The sequence below is a fragment of the Paenibacillus sp. FSL H8-0282 genome (genome assembly GCF_037963825.1).
Classification (GTDB): domain Bacteria; phylum Bacillota; class Bacilli; order Paenibacillales; family Paenibacillaceae; genus Paenibacillus_AQ; species Paenibacillus_AQ odorifer.
Window position 1 is genome coordinate 6,623,707 of record NZ_CP150146.1, and the last position, 22,066, is coordinate 6,645,772.

Below are 22,066 nucleotides of genomic sequence, written 5' to 3' on the forward strand. Positions count from 1 at the left end.
ATCCACAAATACTAACACCGCTTTGATATAGATGCAATCCATCCGAAAGAAGTCAACAGTCTATAGATACAGTAACCAGCCACCCCGCCGCCAGTGTTCAAAATAAGATCATCCACATCAAAGGTGCCGATATACAATACTAATTGTGTGAATTCAAAACAGAAGCTCAGCGCCAGCGAGAGGAAGAAAACTCTTCGAAACAGCCTTACTTTTTGCGATAACAGCATGGGCACCAAGATCCCAAACGGAATAAAGGCCAACAAATTCCCTACTAAATTAATCGATGAAAAAGGATCTGAAAGCGACAGATCGTCCATCCCCCGGGAGATCTCCTTAAAAGGAATATAGTTGCCTCGCCGATTAAAAATCCGGTCTGGATGTTCAAACATACGTCCCGCTTGCTCCCAAAGCGATAATAAGTTCACCGGTGCACCTTTAAATAAAATAATTCGGATTAAAAAATACATATAGACGATAAATATCGCTGCCAGCAAAAGGTTTATAGCAGACTTTTTTTTCGGCTCTTTAGTCATTAATATGTAGTAACAATTATGCCATCCATGTTATCGCCTGACGTCATATATTGCCCTTCCTGTGGAATTTTGATCGTAGTGTATTTGGATACCGGAAAATAACTTACTGTATAAGCCTTGCCGTCTACTGTTGTTGAAATCTCTTTGTTCTCTTTCAAGAAATCCAAATATTGTTCTAGCACAAGCCCTTTCTCATGAATAATGGCGCTGTGCGGCAACCCTACATAACGGAAATGCCAGGGTTCATATTTTATCCCCGTAATCTCGGTTTTGTCTTTCGGATAGCGGAGAATAAAGCCGTATTTCCAGGCATTTTTTTGCAGCCATTTTCCTTCAGGCGCTTTACTCATTTCTGATTGGGACGACCCGATATCTAGAGATAATCCTAAATTATGTTCACTATATTGCGCCGGTAAAGCATAGTCGGAACCTTTTTCCTGATATAATTTCTCTTGCTCTTCAAAGTCCCTGTACCCGCTGCTAATTAAAAAGTGATTCACACCCTCTTTTTCGGCAGCTTTGACCATCTTATTGAATTTATGCGCTACACTTTCAGACAAACGAATCGAGGTATCCAGCAGCCCATAACCCTGCACCAGATCCGCCTGCTCATATAAGGTCACGATATCAGACTTCACACTATCCTCATGTACCGGGTATTGTTTGTTCACCAGCAACAAATCCCCTTGATACACTTGATCTTGTGTTACTACCTCTAAACTATTGTTATTTCTAATAGATTCTTTGCGAATCTTATCATCGTATCCTAAATTACCCGTATTTGGTAAATAACGAGCCGCTGCATACCCAAGCAACAACACAACCAATGCCAAAAAGCCCCACTTCTTCATCAGCAATGTCCTCCCATTTCCTTGATAGGAATAGAATAACGAAGACACTTTAAAGAAAAGGCGGGACAAATATAAAGTTTTTCTTAAAATAAATAAATTTCACGGGCTTTACCCATTAAAAGTATATCCAACGCCCCAGATCGTCTTAATGAATTTATTCTTATTGATGTCTTCACCGAGCTTTTTGCGCAAGGTACGGATATGCACCATGACCGTGTTCCCACTCTCATAATAAGCATCGCCCCACACCTGTTGAAAAATGTTCTCCGCACTAAACACCTGCTTAGGATGGCTGACCAATAAGTGCAAAATATCAAACTCTTTTGGAGTTAGCTCAATAACCTCACCATAAAGAGTAACCGTATGCTCATCCGGTGAAATCATCAATCCCCGAACCTCTAGCACCGATTTAGGTATGGCTGCGGGCTGACTGAATTGTATGGAGCGCCGCAACTGGGAATTGACCCGGGCGACCAGCTCCATTGGGTTAAACGGTTTGGTCATATAATCATCTGCACCCATAACCAGTCCGGTGATTTTATCAAGATCGGAAGTTTTAGCACTCAGAAAAATAATCGGCAGATGATGATGCTCCCGAATATGGCGGGTGACCTCGTAACCATCCAGCCCCGGCATCATTATATCCAGAATCGCCAAATCTATCGTTTGCGACTCAATGGCTTGTACCGCTGCCCTTCCATCGGACACTTTGAGGATATGATACCCCTCTTTTTGCAAATGCAAGGCCACCAAGTCGGCAATTTCCGCCTCATCATCCGCAATTAAAATGGTGATGCGCTTCATCTATTTTTCACTCCTATAGGTTGTGCTGTACACTCTTCATCCATTATACCCTAAACTCAAAAACCACTCCTAGAAAGAAGTGGTTTCCGATTAAATCTATGATTTATATAGTTTATTTCCTTTTATTATAGCTGTCTAACAATAGCTCTAATGAAATCCCATTTACTGTGACGCCTGAAAGATTGCAGTCTCTTATATCCACATTCGAAAGATCACAATCTACAAAGGATGTCCCGTTCAGCTGGCATCGCTCAAACTTATTGCCTTTACCGTACAAATGAATATCGTGGAAATAAGCCTCCCCTAGTTCACTATTACTAACCTCTATTTCCCACAGCCCCACTTCATTAAACTTAACAGAATGCATATTGATGTCATTAAAGGTAGTACTGCTCATATTAATATTATCGAATCCGGTGCCCTCCATATTTACATTGGAGAAGTTTGTTTTATGCATATCAATATCATCAAATTCACTCTGGCCCATAGCCACACGACGAAAATTCGTTTCAGTCATTCTTTCATCCTGAAAGACTCTCTTCTTAAATTCGTCCTGTAATTTGTTTTCACTAAGATTATTATTCACTGTACTCAACATCTCCCTTTTTAAGATCGCTCTTGATCTGCGGAGTCTACTCTCAACAGCTTCGCTGGATAAATCAAGGAAATCGGCGATTTCCCTAACCTTGTAATTGTCGATATAGTAGAGAATTGTGACTATACGGTTAGCTTCTGATAGGGTGTTTAAGGCTTTCCACACATCTTGCTGGAGTTCTTTTCTGAGCAGCTGATCTTCGGTAGATTCTGGCTGCGGAACCTCCATTTTTTGCATGAATTCGTAAGCAGTTTTCTTTTTATTTGACCTAAACCAATCCATGCATTCCCGTGCAGTAACCGCATATAACCAACTGGCGAGTTTCTCAGGCTCCTTTAAGTTAGGTAATTTGCGATAGGTTTTAACAAAAACCTCTTGGGCAATGTCTTGTGCGGTATGAAAATCACCCAATTTACCATAAGCAACCCCGTATACTGCATTGGAATATTTGCCGATAAGTACACTGAATGCATCCATGTCACCTTTACACACCTTATCTACCAGTTCTGCGTCCGTACAAGTCACTATTTTCCTCCTTAACATCAAGCTCATAACATAGACGGAAAAGAGACTCAAAAACCGTCTTTATGCCTGCAAATAAATTTTAATGGAGAGGGGATTTCAACTTTTCTACACCGTGATAATTATAGCCTAATTATTACCTAGCTAAAACAATCTGCGAGCCGTGACCAAACGTTTCTTCCACTTGTCACTTAAGGCTTCATAATGAACGCCAAGCTCCTTGGAGTACGTATGTAGGATCTGATTATTTCCCGCGTAAATCGCCACATGCCCAATATCAAGTCCACGTGCACTGAAGAATAACAGATCCCCTTTGCGCAGCTCGTTAATTCCAACCTCTTTGCCCTCTTTGGCCTGATTGTAAGAGACACGTGGCAGGTCAATTGCCAACACATCCTTAAATACATGTCCTACAAAGGAAGAACAGTCAAAGGTAGCCGTCTGGTCAGTAGCAGCACCAAATTCATAAGGTGTTCCCAGATATTTTTCTCCGTAAGCAAGCAGCTCGCTTCCCTGCCGCTCTACAAGAGCCGTACTAGTATAATTGCTATATTTGGGTTTAGCAGATATATAGCCACTCTTGTTATCTTGTGTTCGCACTTCTAACCATAAAGCATCTACTTCTCTAACCACATGTACCTTATCTCCTGCTGACAACATTTGCTGCACCGTTGATTGGGCTGACGAGTCTGGCAAAGTTCGCAGGTTAACCCCATACAGAATTGTCGTATCGTAATCCAGTGCCGAGTAGATACGAACGGCACGAGTAGTGGTATCCCACTTCACAGTGCTGCCCAAAGCTTCGCTGACAAAACGCAGTGGCATCATCGTATAACCGCCGGCAATCTGGCCGGGAACCGTTACACTTAAGGACTGGCCATTTTTATTCACTGCCTGATCACCAATATGATAGGTCAGCACCAGGTCGCCCTTGGTTGCCTTAACGGTCTTGGTATCATTATTCCAAGTAATCTTTGCCCCCTGAGCTTCAAATAACTTACGCATAGGAACTAGTACTGTATCGTTTACTAACAAGGGCTGAGCCCCCAATTGTAGCTGTTGATCATCCAGATAAACGGCTGTAACCGGAGTCTGAGGCGTTGTCGCCGCATAGGCCGGAGCAGTATATAGCATAGATGTAAGTAGTAAAAGTAACATAGCTTTCTTTTGAAATTTCATGATGTCATCACCTCGTTGATTGATATGTACACCTATTGTTACTAAAAAAAGGGTGATTAGTTTTGTTACAAATTTTGGGGTAATCCTCTACCTACGGCATAAGCACCTAAAAAAAGAGGACTACGATCACCTTTCGGTATCATAGTCCTCTTTTTAAATATGCCTCATGGAGCCGGCTAGACAGGTTCCTCAACTTCAAAAATGGAATCAATAATGATCGGAAGATTATCCCTTACAGAAACAGCACCCAATACAGAACGAGCATGAACACCCTTGTCTCCGAACACCTCAAGCATTAAATCTGAACAACCGTTAAGCACTTTATGATGTTCTTCAAAAAGGGGATCTGCATTAACGAAGCCTTGAATTTTGACTACTCTTTTCACTTTGTCCAAAGAACCTAAAGCTGTCTTCAGGACGGCAAGGATCTCTATACCCGTTAAACGTGCAAAATGGTAGCCTTCTTCGGTAGTGTAGTCTTGTCCCAGCTTTCCTTTGGGATGGCCCGCTGGTCCTTTTCCCGACACAAAACATAAACCATTAACAATTACGTAGTTAGCGTATTTTGCCGCCGGTTCACTAGCCTCAGGCAGGACAACTCCTAATGCTTCGAGTCTGCTCGCTATAGTGTGCTCTGTCATATCCATCTCCCCCTCCATTATCAACAGCTTCAATAATTAAGTAAGATCATAGTTACTACTTAGCTTCAACCTCTGCTTCCCATCTCGATATCTCAGCGCGAACAATGGGTGCTACTTGGGTACCCAATAGCTCAATGGCTCTCATTACATCCTTATGAGGCATTGTGCCAAGCGGCACATGCAGCATAAATCGTGTGATGCCTACTTGCTTGCGCAGGTGAATGATTTTCTCAGCAACGGTCTCTGGGTCACCTACATACAAGGCACCTTCAAATCTACGCGCCGCATCATAGCTTGCACGGGTGTATTGACCCCATCCGCGTTCCCGGCCAATAACATTCATACTAGCTTGTGTAGAAGGGAAGAACATATCGGCAGCCTGCTGATTGTCCTCTGCAATGAAGCCGTGTGAGTGCGAAGCAACGGGCAGCTTCGATACATCATGTCCCGCTTGCGCTGCAGCCTTCTTATAGAGCTTCACGAGCGGAGCAAACTGTAGCGGACTGCCGCCAATGATAGCCAGCACAAGCGGTAACCCTAGTAGACCTGCACGAATTACGGATTCTGTATTTCCTCCGCTGCCAATCCATACTGGCAATGGATTCTGCACGGGACGCGGATAAATCCCCAGATTATTAATGGCAGGACGGTGCACGCCGCTCCAGGTTATTTTTTCGGATTCCCGTATTTTGAGCAGCAAGTCCAGCTTCTCATCGAACAGCTCATCATAATGATTCAAATCATACCCAAACAGCGGGAACGATTCAATAAAAGAACCCCGGCCTGCCATGATCTCTGCGCGTCCATTCGAGATTCCATCCAGGGTAGCGAAATCCTGAAACACACGTACGGGGTCATCAGAGGAAAGTACTGTAACCGCACTGGTTAGCCGAATCCGTGTCGTCTGTGAGGCCGCCGCAGCCAGTAAAACTGCTGGAGAAGACGCCGCATAATCTTTGCGATGATGTTCGCCCACGCCAAATATATCTAAACCCACCTGATCTGCAAGCACAATCTCCTCTACAACCTCGCGCAATCGCTGCGCATGACTTATCACTTCACCCGTCTGAACATCCGGTGTTGTTTCTACGAACGTGCTTATTCCTATTTCCACTTACAAATCCCCCTTAACTATAATTTCCTCTTTAAATTGTTTGTTTGATTATAACACAAGTTAAGGTTAAAAAAGCTAGTCATTCTGTCCAACCCTAGTTTCCCGGGAAACTCATCCTTAAAATTTGCAAAACCACGCTTACAAATAGAGGATTTTGAAGGAATATGTTGAAAGACTCTTAAACAAATAGCGGTTGTCGTAGAACAAATAATCATATGGCAACGAATAAAATTCAAGGTAACATGAAAGAACTGTTAACCGGGTGGGAGAAGGTGTCACTGAAATGAATATCATGACATGGATTGATTTGTTATTATTTTTTGTTTTGTTCGCTTTGTTCATCTACATATTTGCGTCTGTAACTATCACTAACCTACATAAAGCATACTTAGTTTTTCATTTTACTATGATGTTATGGCCCTTCTGCCAATTCGCTATCAAAACAACCGATGATCCCAAGTTTCAATTGTTTTATGTGAAGCTCGCATTTATCGACTCGGTTCTGTTAACCATTGGCTGGCTTCTGTTCACGGTACTACTCACCGGAAAATCACATCTCCTTCGAAAAAAGAACACATTGATCCTATACATTCTCGCAGCTTTGATCTTAGTAGGGGTGGTCGCCAATCCAAACGGAAGTTTTGTTCTCCCTATGAACGGCGGATATATCGAAAGATATTATGGTCCGATTTTTTGGCTGCTTATTATCTTCTTAACTACCAGCGTAATGATTTCTCTGTATATTATCTATTCAGCGCTAGTCTCAAACACTACACAGCGGATCAAAAAACAGGTTGCTCATGTGCTCAAAGGGGTGCTGGTGCTAACGGTATTTATTTTATTGGATGTTTTTCTTAATGTGGTATTGCTTAAATCTGATCCAGTTATTCCAGGGCTGACCTCTCTGGGGATCTTAATCTCGGCAATCTTTTTCGTAATTGCTATCCATCGGGATAAAATATTTGATCTCGTAACCATCGCCCATCAGGATATCATTGACACCATTACAGAAGGAATTCTTGTACTGGATGATAGTGAGACTGTAGTAGAAATCAATCGCTCGCTTTTTCCAAAAATCCATCTGCAAATCGGTGCTCACTTTGACGTGTCGACCATCGCACCCATAGAGCAAACTTCCGGAGCTTTCGATTTATTCCTTCATACATACTTGAACCAGCCCATGGAGAGGACTGAGGTTGAACTATTCTACACCTCACTCGATGCATACATTAACATTACTGCGGCGCCGATTGTGGTAGGTGGAATCAGGGTTGGACGCATTCTCACTTTTCAGGACAGAAGCGAGCTGCATCGCCTCATAGCCGAGACCAATCACCAGAACGAGACCCTGCAAGAGCGTAATGCTGCATTAACTGAAATCCAGGATGAATTATCGCAGACTAACCAAAAACTTAAGCAGATGGCCATAACGGACAGCCTAACCGGTTGTTATAATCGTCATTACTTAACGTTGCACTTAGAGCATGAGATCATAGAAAATATGAAACTCAAGCAGCCTTTTGCTATCATCCTTCTGGATATCGACTTTTTCAAAACAGTGAATGATAATTACGGCCATTTAATCGGTGATGTCGTCATTTGCAGCACGGTAGAGGTAATTAAGAAAACGTTGAGGGAGACGGATGTTCTGGCGCGTTATGGCGGAGAAGAATTTATCATTTACTTACCAAATACAGATCAAACACAAGCAAACCACTTAGCAAAGCATATCAAATCTATAATAGAAGCTAATAAAGTACATGTAGAGGATGTTGCTCATTCCCTCTCGATTACTGTTAGTATGGGACTGCTGTCCATTAGTAATTTTGCAGCACAATATACAGAAAGCCTGACCAATCAACTAAATGATTTATTCGAATCAGTGGACAAAGCCTTATATCAAGCAAAAAATGCCGGACGAAATCAGATTGTTGAGATTAATAGATAACGTTTAAAATAAAGAATCAGCCTACTTCTGTTGAAGTTAAGCTGATTCTTATTTTTTAGATCTTTTTAACAAACTCGGACTTTAATTTCATAGCTCCAAAACCATCGATTTTGCAATCAATATCATGATCTCCGTCCACTAAACGGATGTTTTTCACCTTTGTTCCTATCTTCAGAACGGATGAGCTTCCTTTTACTTTAAGGTCTTTAATAATAGTTATAGCATCTCCATCATTTAAAATATTTCCGTTGGCATCTCTGACAACCTTGTTCTCTTCACTGCTTTCAGCCTCTGTGTCGAGGCTCCACTCATGCGCACATTCCGGGCAGACGAGCAAACTACCATCTTCATAAGTGTATTCTGAATTACATTTCGGGCAATTTGGCAAAGTAGACATCAAAGTGTCCTCCATTCGTTAATGTAAATCTAGTTGGTTCCAGTGCATAGCCTCAAAAGTATATTTCATATTTGGTAAGGTTTCCACTAGATATCAGCAGTAAGTTTGTCTAGATTTCGACAGCGGACAGTAATTCTCAAATATTGTCTTGTATATTTTTCCCTAATTCAATAAGATGGAAATGTCGAATTTTTATGTAAATACATAGGAGAGTGAGTAATGATAAGTCGCAGAAGTGTTGCATTCGCCATTATTTTGTCATTAATTACATGTGGGCTCTATACAATATATTGGTTTATTGTTCTAACCAATGAGGTAGGCGAACTGAGTGGAGACTATACATTTACAGGAGGAAAACATTTCCTTCTAACGTTGGTTACGTGCGGGATCTGGAGCTTCATTTGGGCCTATCAGGTAGGTAAACATATTGCTGAAGCTCAAAGACAGCGCGGCCAATACCCGTCAGATAATTCAGTGCTTTATGTGATCCTGACACTCTTTGGTCTGGGTATTGTCACGTATGCCTTGGTACAATCCGATGTTAATAAACTGGTATAAGTTTACGATTTATAAAAGGACACATCCTAAACTATTTTGGGGTGTGTCCTTAAGTCTCGTCGGCGTAGTTTATCTCAAAGCATGGATACCCTTAACCAATATTAGTATCCCTTGTCCATTTCATGAATGGACTGGATTGTATTGCCCCGGATGTGGAGTCACAAGAGTTATTCTTTCCTTGCTGAAGTTCGACCTTATTCAAGCGTTTAGATTTAACCCGTTGCTGTTTATTTTAGCACCTCTGTATATGTTGTATTGGATTAATAATAAGAAGCAAATCCGGCCTCTTAGCCAGGCAATTATGGCTATAATGTTGATTCTGACCGTTACATTTGGAATACTGAGGAATCTCCCGCTGTTTGAATATTTGGCCCCGACAGTAATTCGTTAACAGCAACAACTATTACAAAATAGCTTGCAGTCGCACAATCGCTTGGGCCCGATCAACCACTTCTAATTTGCTGTAAAGATTGCTAATATAATTACGCGCCGTACCTTCGGCAATATGTAATGTATCGGCGATTTCACGGTTATTCAGTCCCCGGATAATGAGCTGTGCCAGCTCCTCTTCCCGTTCTGTCAGACTGATACGATCCAGACCCGATCTTTGCCAGTGTTCATAGTCCTCTGTTAACCTGTTCATCCTCGATGCCAGTTTGGCTGCTACCAGAGCTGGCAGAATAAATTGCCCGGATAACGTATCATGAATCGAAGCGATCATTTTATCTGCGTCCATGTCCTTCAGCATATAACCGCTTGCTCCGTAGGCCATCCCCTCTACAATATAATCAGTCTCTATAAAAGTAGTCAGAATCAGAATGAAGATGTTCGGGCGAATCTGCTTTATTCGTTTCAAGGCGCTAAGGCCATCCATAACTGGCATTTGAATATCAAGCAGCACCAGATCAGGCTGGAGTGCCTCAACCATCTCGCAAGCTTCTTCTCCATTCTTGGCAGCACCAACCACTTCCATATCATCTTCCAGATCCAAAATGGTGCGAAGTCCTTCCCGCGTCAACAATTGATCATCGGCAATTACAATTTTTATTTTACTCATGTTCTATCCACAACCCTTCGCATGGGCAGATCAATTTCCAGTAAACAGCCTTCATCCATTTCTGAATCGATGGATAAGCTGCCTCCCAGCTGCTCAACCCGTTCCTTCATCGTCCTAAGTCCAAATCCCATCACGATTGGACCCATCCCTAGCCCACAATCCTTGAGTCTAAACTGCAAGTTTGCTCCAACAGACTCCAGACTAAAATGGAACTCCACACTCTTCCCATGTCTGATCCCATTAGTTAAGCCCTCCTGCAAAGCATGATAGATTGCCTTTTTATAGGCTGTTGACATGGCTTCCGGCAGATCGTAAATAACTGCATGAACAACAACGCCTGCATTGCGTTCTGTATCTCGAATCAACTGCTTCAGCATCACGGTTAGATCAGAATACCTGTCCTCTTTCAGCATATGGACAGAGCCGCGGATTTCATTCAAGCTATGCCGCACAAGATCCTGGGCCTCAGCCAGACGCTGAAAGCCGCTGTCTATCTCCTTCTTCTGAAGCAGCCGCTTGCCAGCTTCAATCTGCAGAATCGTCGATGTAAGGGTATGCCCGACAATATCATGAATCTCTTGGGCAATACGATTGCGTTCCTCAAAAACAGTAGCTTCGGCCAACGCCGCAGATGTTTCACGCATCGAACGCTCCAGGCTACGAGTTCTTTCTACCACCTGATCCTCCAGATTTTTTTTGAGATATTGGATTCCCGAATACAGCTTGGCATTAGCGATTGAGATTGCGCATTGTGAACCAAGCAGCTTGAGCACATCGAGTCTGCTTGGAGTAAATACACCCGGCGATAGATTATTCTCTAAATAGAGCAGGCAAACCAATTTATTCTGATTCATGATGGGGAGACATAGAACCGATTTCAGTCTATTATTCCTAACGTAAGTATTACGTGTAAATATTCCTTCACTGAGTGCATCATGTAATACAACCTGTTCTTGTGTTCTTGCCGCGTAAGCTATAATCGCTGCCGGGACCAACCCCGATTCTTCCCCAAGTGGAACAGATTCGATATGCTGGGCTTCTGAGGTCCCATAAGCTTCCACCATCCATTTGCCGTCATGATCAAAAATAACAGCCCCATATTCTGCCCCAGCATTGTGGAGCATGATTCGCATCAGCGTGGCCAATAATCGGCTCATCTCCATCTCGCCGGATAATGCTTGGGCAGACATTACCACAGAAAGGGAATCCACACGATCGAGCCCGGGCTCTCGTTTAATATGCAGCAAATGGCGGTGCTGCTGCTCCAGGTCAGCCGCTTTAGCCTTTGCGCCCCATTGCAGATAAGCCTCATAGGCCTCAGTCATATAGATTCTTGCCAGATGCATTTTGCCATGACGAAGCCCGTATTTGCCATAACATTCCGCTGCCATCGCTAAATCGTGAATATGACCGTGGATCCGAGCGTTCTCAATGGATTGCTCATACAATGCTTCAGCTTGGCGGAGATCTCGCGATAGACGAGTTAACTCAGCCTTCATTAACAGATATTTATGCTGATAATTCCCCGGACAACGCCTGGCAAGCTTTTTCATTTTCTTCAAGCATTTACGCATTTTTGCCCGATATGTACGTTGCTCTTCAGCGTTATATTCCTCATACAACTGAGCCCAGACTAAACATTCATACATGATCTGCATGGGACTGTCTAGGCCATCTTCGCGTGATTTTATAATGGCGGCTGATTTGGCTAATGCCTCACTGGCTTCTCGGTATTCCCCAAATACATAGCCCGTCAAATATTGATAGATCCAGACCATTTCTTGTATAAAATCAAAGGTGTCCCCATGAACCGACTGTGCAAAAGCAGGCTCGCTAATCTCCGCAATGGGAAAGGGATCATCTATAGAGCGATAACCTGTCAAGCGAACAAGAATGGCCGCTGCTACAATAGCCTGCTTACAATGAAGACTGTTGTTATGGCGCAGCAAATCACCGGAATGAGTAATTAATCGCTCATAGATATCGCCTAGAGGATGGCCAAATTGCAAAAGGGAAGCACAGTTGATCAGCACATTCTGGTTGCCCTTCCATAAGTCACCTGACTCCAGTCCTACTTTACCAGCTTTCTCGGTAAACGTATGGAGCATAGCAGGATCATAATGCCGCCAGCTATCGTAGCACATGGCGAACGCGGCTAAGGTTGTCATGTGCTGTTTCGGATAGGGTTCGGATAAGCTGAACGCCAGCATGGCCCATTTGAATGTCTCTTCATCATTACGGAAGTAATAATATTGAAACATTGCATAACCTATGAATCCAATGGAAGCCTCCGGAGTCATCCCATAATCAAGCGTTAATTCAATCATGGTGAAGGAAGAAGCAAGCCACCCTTCTCGATTGACGTAAAAGCAAGCATTGCTTGAATGATCTAAAGTAGACATTGCGATTCTACGTGCTTCATCAGTCATTGGAGGTAAAAGAGTAAGCGATTCGAGTGAGACCTTCTTGAGTCTATGCCGCAATCGTAACCATTGAAGCGTCAATTGAGCATAACTAGGATCAAATTGATGCTTCACTTTCAGTAACGATAAGGTATGCTGGCCTAAGGAGATCACCTCTTCATGGTTATCATTACTTGCTTCCAACTGCACCTTCATTACGTAGACGTAAGCCTTATCCATATTTGTCGTAGCTTTATCAATTAACAGATGGAATAATTCATTAGCCGTATCAAAATGGGAACATAAATATTCGAGCTCCGCCCTCTCACGAAATACCCGGAAGGTCAGCCCATAATGCGCCTCCCAGCTCTGCTCCTCTAATAATGACGTTGCCTGAAGCATATATTGCAAGGCTGTCTCATGTGCGGTTGTTTGCTTCGCTTTTATCCCTGCCTGTAAGTTCAGCTCTACTAGTTGAAGCCTCTCTTCAGGGCGGTCTAACCATGTAAGTGCCTGATTCAAATGATGGACAGCTTCGAATAGAGTCGTTCCTTCACTAAGCGGGCCTCGGCCTAGCAATAACAGACCAATCCTCCAATGCAGCTCGGAACGCTCCTCTTCGGAAATAAAAGTATATGCTGCCTGATGAATGCGGTTGTGCTGGAACTTATAATGCGGATATTCCTCCCCGTTAACGGGCTGCAACAAGCGCCCATGTACAGCAACCGCCAACGCATCGTTCAATGTCTCTATCGGTGTCTCCGTAATATCAGCAAGTGTACGTAAATCAAATAGGCTGCCTATAAATGCGGCTCTGCTAAGTGCATATACCGTCTGTTCAGGAAATTGCTGCAATTTACTTGAAAGGTATGAAGCTACGTTATCGGGTACATTCAATTCAGTAATACGCTGGAGATCCCATTTCCAGCTTCGAATATTCTCATCAAATTCCACTCGCTGATCATCTATCAAATCTTGAAGGAATTGCTTAATAAATAACGGGTTTCCATCTGTCTTATGAAGCAGCACGCGCGCCAGCTCGTCCAAGTCAGCTGCCTCGTAACGCATAACATCAAGTAGCAGTTGTTTTAAATCGGTGAGTTCAAGTGCTTGTAAAGAAATTCTGCTCATCGCTACGTTGCGGTCAATCAGATGTTTTTCCAGCCTACTGAGCGGGTGCAGCCTTGTAATCTCCCGATTGCGATAGGAAAGCACGATTAGCAGATGAGTCGTTGCTGTATCCTCTATAAGCGAAGTGAGATATTGCAGCGACGTATCATCAGCCCATTGCAAATTATCCAATACCAAGATCAAAGGATGATCCTCATGAGGAAAGAGTTGAATAAATCGGCTCATGATTAATTGAAAGCGATGCTGAGCTTCCAGCGGTGGCAGTGGAGGCACGGAGGGTTGAGGGCCAATCAAGAGTTCAAGCTTAGGAACAAAATCGATCAGCAACTGACCGTAATTGTCCACTGCTTGTAGAATACGCAGCCTCCAAACCTCCACCTGCAACTTTGTTTCCATCAGCAGCTGACTAACCAACTCTTCTATGACTTGATGCCAGATGCCATAAGGGAGTGAGGTATGTCGGGATTCGAATTTGCCTCTGGCGAAGAAACCATCCAAAGAGACTGTATTTGTAAGGGTCTCCTTCAGAAAGGTTGTTTTGCCGATACCACTCTCCCCGCTAATCCAAACCGTCTCTACGGCACCTTGTGATGCTCGTTGCAGTGCTTCTCTTAAGCTTTGTTGCTCAAGATGTCTTCCATAGAAGCGTCCTGATACCATCCAGCGCTCTGGGATATCCCAGCTTCCTAGTGGAAAAGGCTCAATATGTCCGGATTCTTCTAGACGGGATAGACATTCCTCAAGATCCGATTTAATGCCAAACGCGCTGGCATACCTCGCTTCAGGCATTTTCTCCATGCATTTACCAACAATATCAGAGACCGATAGAGGGATAGTGGGGAACCTGCGGTGCAGAGGCTCAGGTGTATCTGCAAGATGACGATATACAATATCAACAACATCATGCAGCTCAAAGGGACGGCTGCCCGAGAGGCATTCATATAAGATGATCCCCAGCGAATAAAAGTCAGAACGGTAATCCGGTTTGACTCCGGTTCGTCCCGTTTGTTCTGGAGCTATATAAGGAAGCAGAACATCGGGCCGACCGCTTAACGGCGACAAAGGACTCGTGGTGTTTTCGGTAGAACACATTCTTATATCAATAAATTTCACTTCAAAAGTAATGGGATTTACGATTAGATGAGCGGGGGTTAGTTCATTTAGTGTTATTTTTTCACGATGAATTTGCATAAGACAATCAGCAATAGCTGTAGCGATTCGAAGCAGCGCTGGAAGACCCAGTGAATTAACAGGCATACGCAGGATCTGCCCAAGGGTACTCCCCTCTATATCTTTTAAGAGTAGGACTGGTCGGTCCGCCATAATTTCCAAACTGTACGGCTCTATTGCACCACGACCGCAAAGTCGCTTAAGCATGTCATACTCATGACGAAAAGCATCGACCATGGCAGCTCCCGGGTATTCTCCTATTGTTGTCTTAGCGATAACCCTCAGGCCGTCCTCTTGACGTAGGAGTCTGTATAACCTGATATCTGCGGTATTATCTATCAGATCTAAGGTTTGGTATCCTGGCAATTCAAACATCAACAGCACTCCCTAATTACAATTAGACAGAATACTCAATCTCGCAAAGTAGTTAAAGCCATTATAACATCTGATCTTGCCGTTCTACTCATAAGACATTTCATATTTCGTTAATCCTATCGCGTTTGCGCACAATGCCGCCTGTGTCCGGTCAGTAACCTGCAGCTTCGCTAAAATCTGACTGACATGCTTCTTCACCGTAAATTCACTGATAAAAAGACGTGTGGCAATCACTCTATTGCAAGCACCTTGTCCAAGCTGAATCAGGACTTCCTTCTCTTTTGGTGTCAATTCATCTGTTGGACTGCTGGCGCTCATTCGCATCTTTTCTTCCATTAGACCAGGATCATAGTATTTTCTCCCTTTGTACACCAACTGGATAGCAAACAGTAATTCCTCCGGCAGTGCCTCTTTCAGAACATATCCGTCTACCAATACTTCTTCAGCCCTCAAAAAATCCTCTCTGCTCGCAGAGGAAGTCAACAGTATGAATTTACTAACAATGCCGCGGGTACGTGCTATCTTAATGACATCCAGTCCTGATTCATCAGCAAGTTTAAGATCAATGAGGACAATGTCTGGCTTTGTCTCTTCAATCACATCAAGTGCTTCCGGACCATTCGTAGCTTCACCGGCAAATTGCATATCCGATTGCATTGCAATGACAGATGCCAGCCCTCTTCTAACTAAAGGATGATCATCTACAATGATGATTTTCACAGAAACACCTCCCTCTAAACCGCATACATTATTTACTTCTTTGTATAAAAAGCTTCAATTGGAGTATTCATTTAAATTTGGCGCATTTCTGATTAAGTATAGTTAAAAGACTACACCGCTTATAGTGAGCGTTGTCATTTCTTTTGTCATATGACAAAATGGATATTTTTACATAAAAACCCCCTCATTTAAAAACTGGCGAACCATGGTTATAGAGACCACAATCCGCCTGCTTTCTTGGGAATTTAATTATTATCAATAAAAGAAATGATTTGCACGAGATTACCTGCGACTTGGTAAGTTAACCCCAGCATGTAAGTTCCTTTCTCCTCGTTTGATAGGTCAATAGTGAACACATCCGGATTAGCAGCCCATTCCTTCATATCAAACGCAATTTCATTAGATGTTCTAGTGTTTCTTACCCCAGCCGAATTAGGGATCACTTTGCTGCCATCGAGCCCTTTCACCAGATTGGCCACTTCAACTACAGGTCCCTTAAATTCTCCTACCTCTACCATTTGTGGGTCGGCCAATAAGCTCGTTAGTTTAGTTAATCCTTGTAATGGGGAGAAATCTGTAATTTCATTTCCAGTAATATCAAGTGTCTCTAGGTTCTTCGCGTACTGCAAACCTTCCAAGGATCTGGCTCTTCTGGTTTCGCTAGTTAACGTTGTAAGGTTATATATATCACCTAATGTTAATTCTCCAGTTACGCCCAATGTAGTCTTGATCGAAGCACTTAAATACGGGTCCGCCACAGTAATCAGTTGCGTAAGATCTATTTGGACCAAACCTTCGGTTGCTTGTTGCAACGCTGCTACAGCTTCGTCTACTTCACTTTGCGTAACAGAAGAGTTAGCCAACACTGTCTCTGCTATCGAGAGGCTGGACGTAAATGCCGCGATGCTCTCAGGTGTGAAGCCTTCTAGAGAAATTGCTTTAGCCGCTGCAATCGCCTGTTCGAGATCTCTAGTGAATAAGTGATCTCCATTCGCGAAATGTAGTTTGGCTCCACCCCATGTAGCATGGTCAGATCCGTTGCCATTTCCCCCGTCTGTGACGACTAATTTCAGTTCTTTTGCTTCATTAATATCCAATTCGATGAATTTCTGCGGATCTCTCGAACCCATGACCCCACTATCGAATTTCTTCTCTCCATCGACAAACACCTCAAAGCTCACCGAACCAACAGAACCGTACATTTGTCTATCTACACCTACATAGGAAGTGAAATAGTCCGCGTTTTTGTCGCTTAGATTGTATACAATCGTCGAGTTAGAGTGCGCTCCAATTCCTCTTTCATAGGACACTACCTGATTGTTCTCATCTGTTAATCTCAGCGTATTTGCACTAATAGATTTATCCTTCAAAGGTGCAGTATAGCTGTTCTGAGTAGAATTCCAGTCGTAATCCGTCAGATACGTAAAGTCCGTCATGTCTACTACGGCTATAGTTCTAATCTTCGTGGTCGTATTTCCATCACTATCTGTTACTGTGTAAGTGATTGGATACTTTCCAGCCCGGTTGAATTTAACTTGCGCTTGGCCTGTGACCTTCACTTGAGCCGTCAAGTCACCGTCTTCCGAATCCATTGCCGAATAGCTTTCACTGATATCAATCGCTTGGCCCACTTTGGTTGAGACAGATTTAGGTATGGTAAGCTCTGGTATATTGTTCAAGATCATAAACTTCGCATCAGCAAAATCACCGTGATCTGAAGCATTTCCGTTACCTGCATTATCTAACACCAGCTTCAATTCACTTACATCCTTAACAGGTAACCGCGCAAGCTTGGCCTCTGTACCAAATTTCATCAGTCCGCTGTTATAAACCTCTGCCCCATCGGCAAAGATTTTGAAAATTACACTGGAGTTGCTTTGCTCAGGGATATTTCTATCAACCCCTACATACGTTTCAAAATATTCATAGTTTGCACCCGCCAGATTATACACGATTTCAGAGCTGGCATGGGTTCCTAAGCCCTTAGCGAACTCTTTGACCTCGCCATTTACCAGCAGCTTAATCGGATTGTTAGAGCTAGCCTTATCTTTTCGAACCACATTATAATCCGTTTTTGCCGATTGCCAATCTATATCACTCAGGTATTTACTAGCGCTGTATACAACAATCTTTCTGGCCTGCACAGCGGAGTTCCCATCTGAGTCTGTAACTGAAAACTCGACGTTGTAAGTCCCTGTTTTGCTTGATGTGAATCCATTTGAATGCACTTCAACGGCTCCAATTAAGTTACCATCTTCCGTATCAAAAGCTGTTACATCGCTCAACACATCAAATTCGCTGTTCAGCTTAACGAAGGTTGTCTCTTCCGGTACTGTAATGGTAGGTTTGCTTGAATTATTTGAGAACTTCGCATCCGCCCATACCGTATGGTCTGAAGCATTGCCATCCTTAGCATCTGTTGTAACCAGCTTCACCTCTCTTGCACCAGTCACAGGGATTTTCACAAATTGATGTTCTGTTCCTGCCCGGAAAACATCACTCTCAAATTTCTGTTCTCCATCCACATACACTGCAAAAGTAGCCGAGGAAGGTTTCCCTTTCATGGCTTGATCGATCCCAATGTAGCTTTCAAAGAAGTCGTAACCCTTACCTTCAATATCGTAAACTACCTCAGAGTTGGCATGAACACCAATCCCTTTCGCGTACGTCGCAGCCAATCCTTGGCGAACAAGGATTATGATTCCCCCGGAAACGGCTTTATCTTTCTTTAATTCACCCCAGCCTACAACGACTGACTTGGCATTGAGATCGGAAATATAGGCGTAGTCGCTCGTTACCGTAACCTGTGTGGTTTTCGTTTCCGTAACCCCTTCGCTTTTCACTTCATATACAATTTCGTAGTTGCCTTTTTGCGTTACATCAACGTTATTGGCTTTCAGAGAGACATCTGCAGTAATATCGTTTCCTAGATAGTTAGCCGCTTTTACATAGCTCATCGGATCAAAGGTTTGATTAAGCTTTAAAGTGAGCTGATCTTCAACAGACAAGGCTGGCTTAAAGGCTTTAACCTGTACGGGCTTCAGTGGGTTCAGCTTTTTATCATAACCGACGATCTTGTACGTATAGTTGATACTCGCATCTACATTCTGATCCACAAATTGCTCAGTTCCTGTAAAACCAACTAACACATCATTTCTATACACTTCATATCCTAAAAAGTCTTGCTTAAGCTCTTTATCTATACTGAAACTTAACGTGTTCGTTCTAGCCGTGGTGTTAGGTGTGATATTAACCTTAATCGCAACATTCTTATCCGCTATTCCTATTCCCTCATAATGAACCACTGAGTTATTTAAATACCACAGCTTTTTCGGTGCTGGGTATTTAGCTAGCTTCTCTTTTGTCTCTGGATTCACAGTGAAGCCATGTCTGGCAAAATAGCTGCTTAAGTCTAAACTCAGCACTTCGGAAGAGAACTCCACCAAATACTGCTGCTTGGAATTGTCACCGTTGGTAAGGGTGACCTTCCGCTCCCGATATAGCTTGGTCAGCTCTGTCCAGTATCCCGGATGTGCCAGCTCCAGCTGCCAATAGGCTCCGAGTTGTGCAAATAAGCCCTGCTGATTCATAACCACTTTGTTTTCTTCGAGGACATATTTATAGATATCTGATTCATACGGTATACGATTATCTATCGAATTCGCCGCGACAGACATAAACATAGACACCATATTATTAGTTACTTCGCCATATTCCCGTTCACCCATAGCCAAGCGATGCCCGATTTCGTGATTCAGTCCCCAGCCCGGATAAGCTTTGTTAAAATCACCTAACATGGTTCCTACTGTTCCAAGTTGGATCCCTGTATGATCTCCCGCTGCATACATCGCACCATAAGGCTGCATCAAGCGAATATTCTCACGAATTAGCTTGGCATCATGAATCTCGCTACTGCCATCCAGGCCATAGAAGGCAAAAATACTCTTCATCCAGGTGTCATACCCAGTTACGGTGTCCAGCGGGTTATTTCCTTGCGTAATATATTTGTTGTACGCCTCCGTCGCCGTTCCTGTGAAAATAACATGATCGCTGGCCAGTTCTACCACATCTATGAGTTTACGATCTTGAACATTTGGATGAGCCGCTTTATCTTCGTCTAGTCTTTGTTTGTATGTGATTAAGAAGGTTTTGAATTGTTCTGGATCCGTGGTCTTGGTCATAAAAGGAATCTTTTCTAAACCTTCGAAGCGGATCAATGGCGCTTTCCCTTGTTCCTCTGCTGTATAGGGATTTACGATATAAACGGTGCCGCCCTTAGTCACTTCATGTGCATAATAACTATTCATAGCAAATTCAGGAACGGTTATAATGTTCTTACCTGGACGCAATTGCACACCTCTAGCCCAAACATTCCAAGCGGCCTCTTGTTGAGAAAAGACTAAAGAAGGTAGCTTATCGTTAGAAGCTGCATCCACATAAACGTTGATCGTATCTCCAGGCATTGCAACGAGACCTGTAGGCTGGTTGTTCGTACCAAAACCAATTCTCAGGTTTTCCTGCGCATGCTTTTTCATATCTCCACGTTGTTCCGCCTCAATGATGGTGCCTTCGGTTTGAACTTCACCATTCACTAGCTTCTTAGCTAAATCCAAAGAATCTTTCAGGATTGGATAGAGCGGATGTACTTTTGCCGCTTCCTCTAGTGCATTGATTTTTGCAACGTTATTATAAGCAGGCACAACCGCACTCATCGTTCCATCTGTGAAAATACCATTTACAGCTTCGCTTACTTTATCTTCTGTATAAAATCTAAATTCAGCCGCAAAAGGTCTGTTGATATTAGCTTTTGTGAACTTAAATTTTAATCTTTTAAACTTCGTCGGTTCGAATTTAAATTCCAGAAAGTCATTGGTACTAATCGCGGTTCCGCTAGATACAAGTTGGAAGGTCTCTCCTTTACTCGTCTCTGATGCATAGATTTCAAAAGCCTCTGGGAATCCTTTGCGGTTATCTCTAGCCAAAAAAGCCACTCTGTCCAGCACTTCCGCTTGCGCTAGTTCAAACACGACTTCATTCGTGAAGCTTGCATCATTGTTTTTGTTCGTTTCCCAATGCGTAGTGGGCTGGTCATCCAGCATATATTCAGGCTTCGTACCTGGGTAGCTTCCACCGTTCACCGTTACTTTTGATACGTTTGCATTCGGCATTCTATAAGCTTGGCTATAGGCATTTTCATAGGCTGTTCCATACCCTTTTAGCTTCGAAACCTTGGCTGCCGTTGCCTCTACCTGATGGTTCTCCAAAAGGATCTTTGCATTCTCTATCTCTTCTTTAAACTGCGCATACAGTGGATGTGCCTGCACTTCATTCTCTAAAGCTGTTAATTTCTCTGTCGTATTAAAGGCAGCACTAACTTGGCTCAAGGTATCATCTGTAAATAAATTTTTCATTTTAGCAGAGACACTATCCTCTTTATAAAAAGAAAACTCAGCCGCACTCGCCCAATCTTGATTCGCTTTTTTGAAGACAAATTTAAGTCTCTTAAAAGCCGTAGGTGCAAACTGAATCTCCACTACATCACCGGTTGAGCCTGTATATTCTCCAGAAGACACGAGCGTAAAATCACCCCCATCGGTAGTGGAACCATAGATCTCAAATTCTTGAGCAAAACCTTTACCTTTAGCACCGGATTGCCTAGCCGCGTATACCATTCTATTTAATTCAGTGGACTCATTGAAAACAAACACAACCTCATTCGTAAACGTTGAACTATTCGGTTTGCCAGTCTCCCAATGCGTGCTCATATCCCCATCCATAGCCTTAGCTATAGGCGAGCCTGAGTAGTTGCCACCGTTATTTGTGATGGATTTAATATTTGCTGGATTCATTCTAAAAACCTCATTATAGGCATTTAGAGCATCCTTGCCGTACAGCTCAAACGGAATAACCGAGGCGTTGCTTAATAAGTTAACCTTACTTTGCGCCACTGTTTTTGTTACATTTACCTTGCTTGCCTCACTTGCTAAAGCATAACCTGCCTCACTCGAAAAACTGGCCAACATGGCCGCCGATGTAGCGATCGCAATCATTTTCTTCATCTCTTCTTAC

General features: G+C 43.1%; 15 protein-coding genes. 3 read left to right on the forward strand and 12 right to left on the reverse strand.

The features are described 5' to 3' along the window. Positions 1-11: 11 nt before the first annotated feature. The 7 genes from NST94_RS28790 to NST94_RS28820 form a co-directional block, all read right to left on the reverse strand. Positions 12-533 (reverse strand): VanZ family protein, encoded by a 522-nt coding sequence (locus tag NST94_RS28790; RefSeq protein ID WP_076124132.1) that lies wholly within the window; start codon positions 531-533, stop codon positions 12-14. Next, positions 533-1,384: a M15 family metallopeptidase gene (locus NST94_RS28795; RefSeq protein WP_076124134.1), complete on the reverse strand. Its 852-nt coding sequence runs from the start codon at positions 1,382-1,384 to the stop codon at positions 533-535. The genes NST94_RS28790 and NST94_RS28795 overlap by 1 nt, the downstream gene beginning before the upstream one ends. 108 nt (positions 1,385-1,492) lie before the next feature. Continuing rightward, complete coding sequence (locus NST94_RS28800) at positions 1,493-2,188, reverse strand: response regulator transcription factor (protein ID WP_076124136.1); 696 nt, start codon at positions 2,186-2,188, stop codon at positions 1,493-1,495. 112 nt (positions 2,189-2,300) lie between these two features. Then, complete coding sequence (locus NST94_RS28805; protein ID WP_076124138.1) at positions 2,301-3,308, reverse strand: sigma-70 family RNA polymerase sigma factor; 1,008 nt, start codon at positions 3,306-3,308, stop codon at positions 2,301-2,303. Between the two features lie 141 nt (positions 3,309-3,449). Further along, positions 3,450-4,484: a stalk domain-containing protein gene (locus tag NST94_RS28810; RefSeq protein ID WP_280753202.1), complete on the reverse strand. Its 1,035-nt coding sequence runs from the start codon at positions 4,482-4,484 to the stop codon at positions 3,450-3,452. A gap of 176 nt (positions 4,485-4,660) precedes the next feature. Then, entirely contained in the window at positions 4,661-5,125 is a 465-nt protein-coding gene (locus NST94_RS28815; RefSeq protein WP_076132951.1) for a RidA family protein, read from the reverse strand. Positions 5,126-5,180: 55 nt separating this feature from the next. Further along, a complete protein-coding gene (locus tag NST94_RS28820; RefSeq protein ID WP_076124143.1) occupies positions 5,181-6,239 on the reverse strand; it encodes an LLM class flavin-dependent oxidoreductase in 1,059 nt (352 codons plus the stop codon). A gap of 283 nt (positions 6,240-6,522) precedes the next feature. Here NST94_RS28820 and NST94_RS28825 point away from each other — a divergent pair, with 283 nt between their 5' ends. After that, positions 6,523-8,187, forward strand: a complete 1,665-nt coding sequence (locus NST94_RS28825) for a diguanylate cyclase (RefSeq protein WP_280753203.1) — start codon at positions 6,523-6,525, stop codon at positions 8,185-8,187. Between the two features lie 55 nt (positions 8,188-8,242). On the opposite strand, the gene NST94_RS28830 is transcribed toward NST94_RS28825, so the two are convergent. Further along, positions 8,243-8,584, reverse strand: coding sequence for a zinc ribbon domain-containing protein YjdM (locus NST94_RS28830; RefSeq protein ID WP_036682263.1), 342 nt, complete (start codon positions 8,582-8,584; stop codon positions 8,243-8,245). A gap of 219 nt (positions 8,585-8,803) precedes the next feature. Here NST94_RS28830 and NST94_RS28835 point away from each other — a divergent pair, with 219 nt between their 5' ends. Together NST94_RS28835 and NST94_RS28840 are read left to right on the forward strand one after the other, a co-directional pair. Continuing rightward, complete coding sequence (locus NST94_RS28835; RefSeq protein ID WP_051491231.1) at positions 8,804-9,142, forward strand: DUF4234 domain-containing protein; 339 nt, start codon at positions 8,804-8,806, stop codon at positions 9,140-9,142. Next, on the forward strand, positions 9,123-9,533 hold the full coding sequence (locus NST94_RS28840; RefSeq protein WP_280753242.1) for a DUF2752 domain-containing protein: 411 nt from the start codon (positions 9,123-9,125) through the stop codon (positions 9,531-9,533). Before NST94_RS28835 ends, NST94_RS28840 begins: the two co-directional genes overlap by 20 nt. Positions 9,534-9,545: 12 nt before the next feature. Here NST94_RS28840 and NST94_RS28845 read toward each other — a convergent pair whose 3' ends face one another. The 4 genes from NST94_RS28845 to NST94_RS28860 all read right to left on the reverse strand — a co-directional run bounded on the left by NST94_RS28845 (position 9,546) and on the right by NST94_RS28860 (position 22,056). Next, positions 9,546-10,199 (reverse strand): response regulator transcription factor, encoded by a 654-nt coding sequence (locus NST94_RS28845; protein ID WP_076282182.1) that lies wholly within the window; start codon positions 10,197-10,199, stop codon positions 9,546-9,548. Next, positions 10,196-15,277, reverse strand: a complete 5,082-nt coding sequence (locus NST94_RS28850; RefSeq protein WP_076282183.1) for an AAA family ATPase — start codon at positions 15,275-15,277, stop codon at positions 10,196-10,198. Before NST94_RS28850 ends, NST94_RS28845 begins: the two co-directional genes overlap by 4 nt. An 84-nt stretch (positions 15,278-15,361) precedes the next feature. Next, on the reverse strand, positions 15,362-15,997 hold the full coding sequence (locus tag NST94_RS28855; protein ID WP_076124152.1) for a response regulator transcription factor: 636 nt from the start codon (positions 15,995-15,997) through the stop codon (positions 15,362-15,364). A 245-nt stretch (positions 15,998-16,242) separates the two neighbouring features. Beyond that, the gene (locus NST94_RS28860) at positions 16,243-22,056 is read right to left on the reverse strand and encodes an NPCBM/NEW2 domain-containing protein (RefSeq protein ID WP_339281512.1); all 5,814 of its coding nucleotides are present in this window, start codon (positions 22,054-22,056) and stop codon (positions 16,243-16,245) included. Between the last annotated feature and the right edge of the window lie 10 nt (positions 22,057-22,066).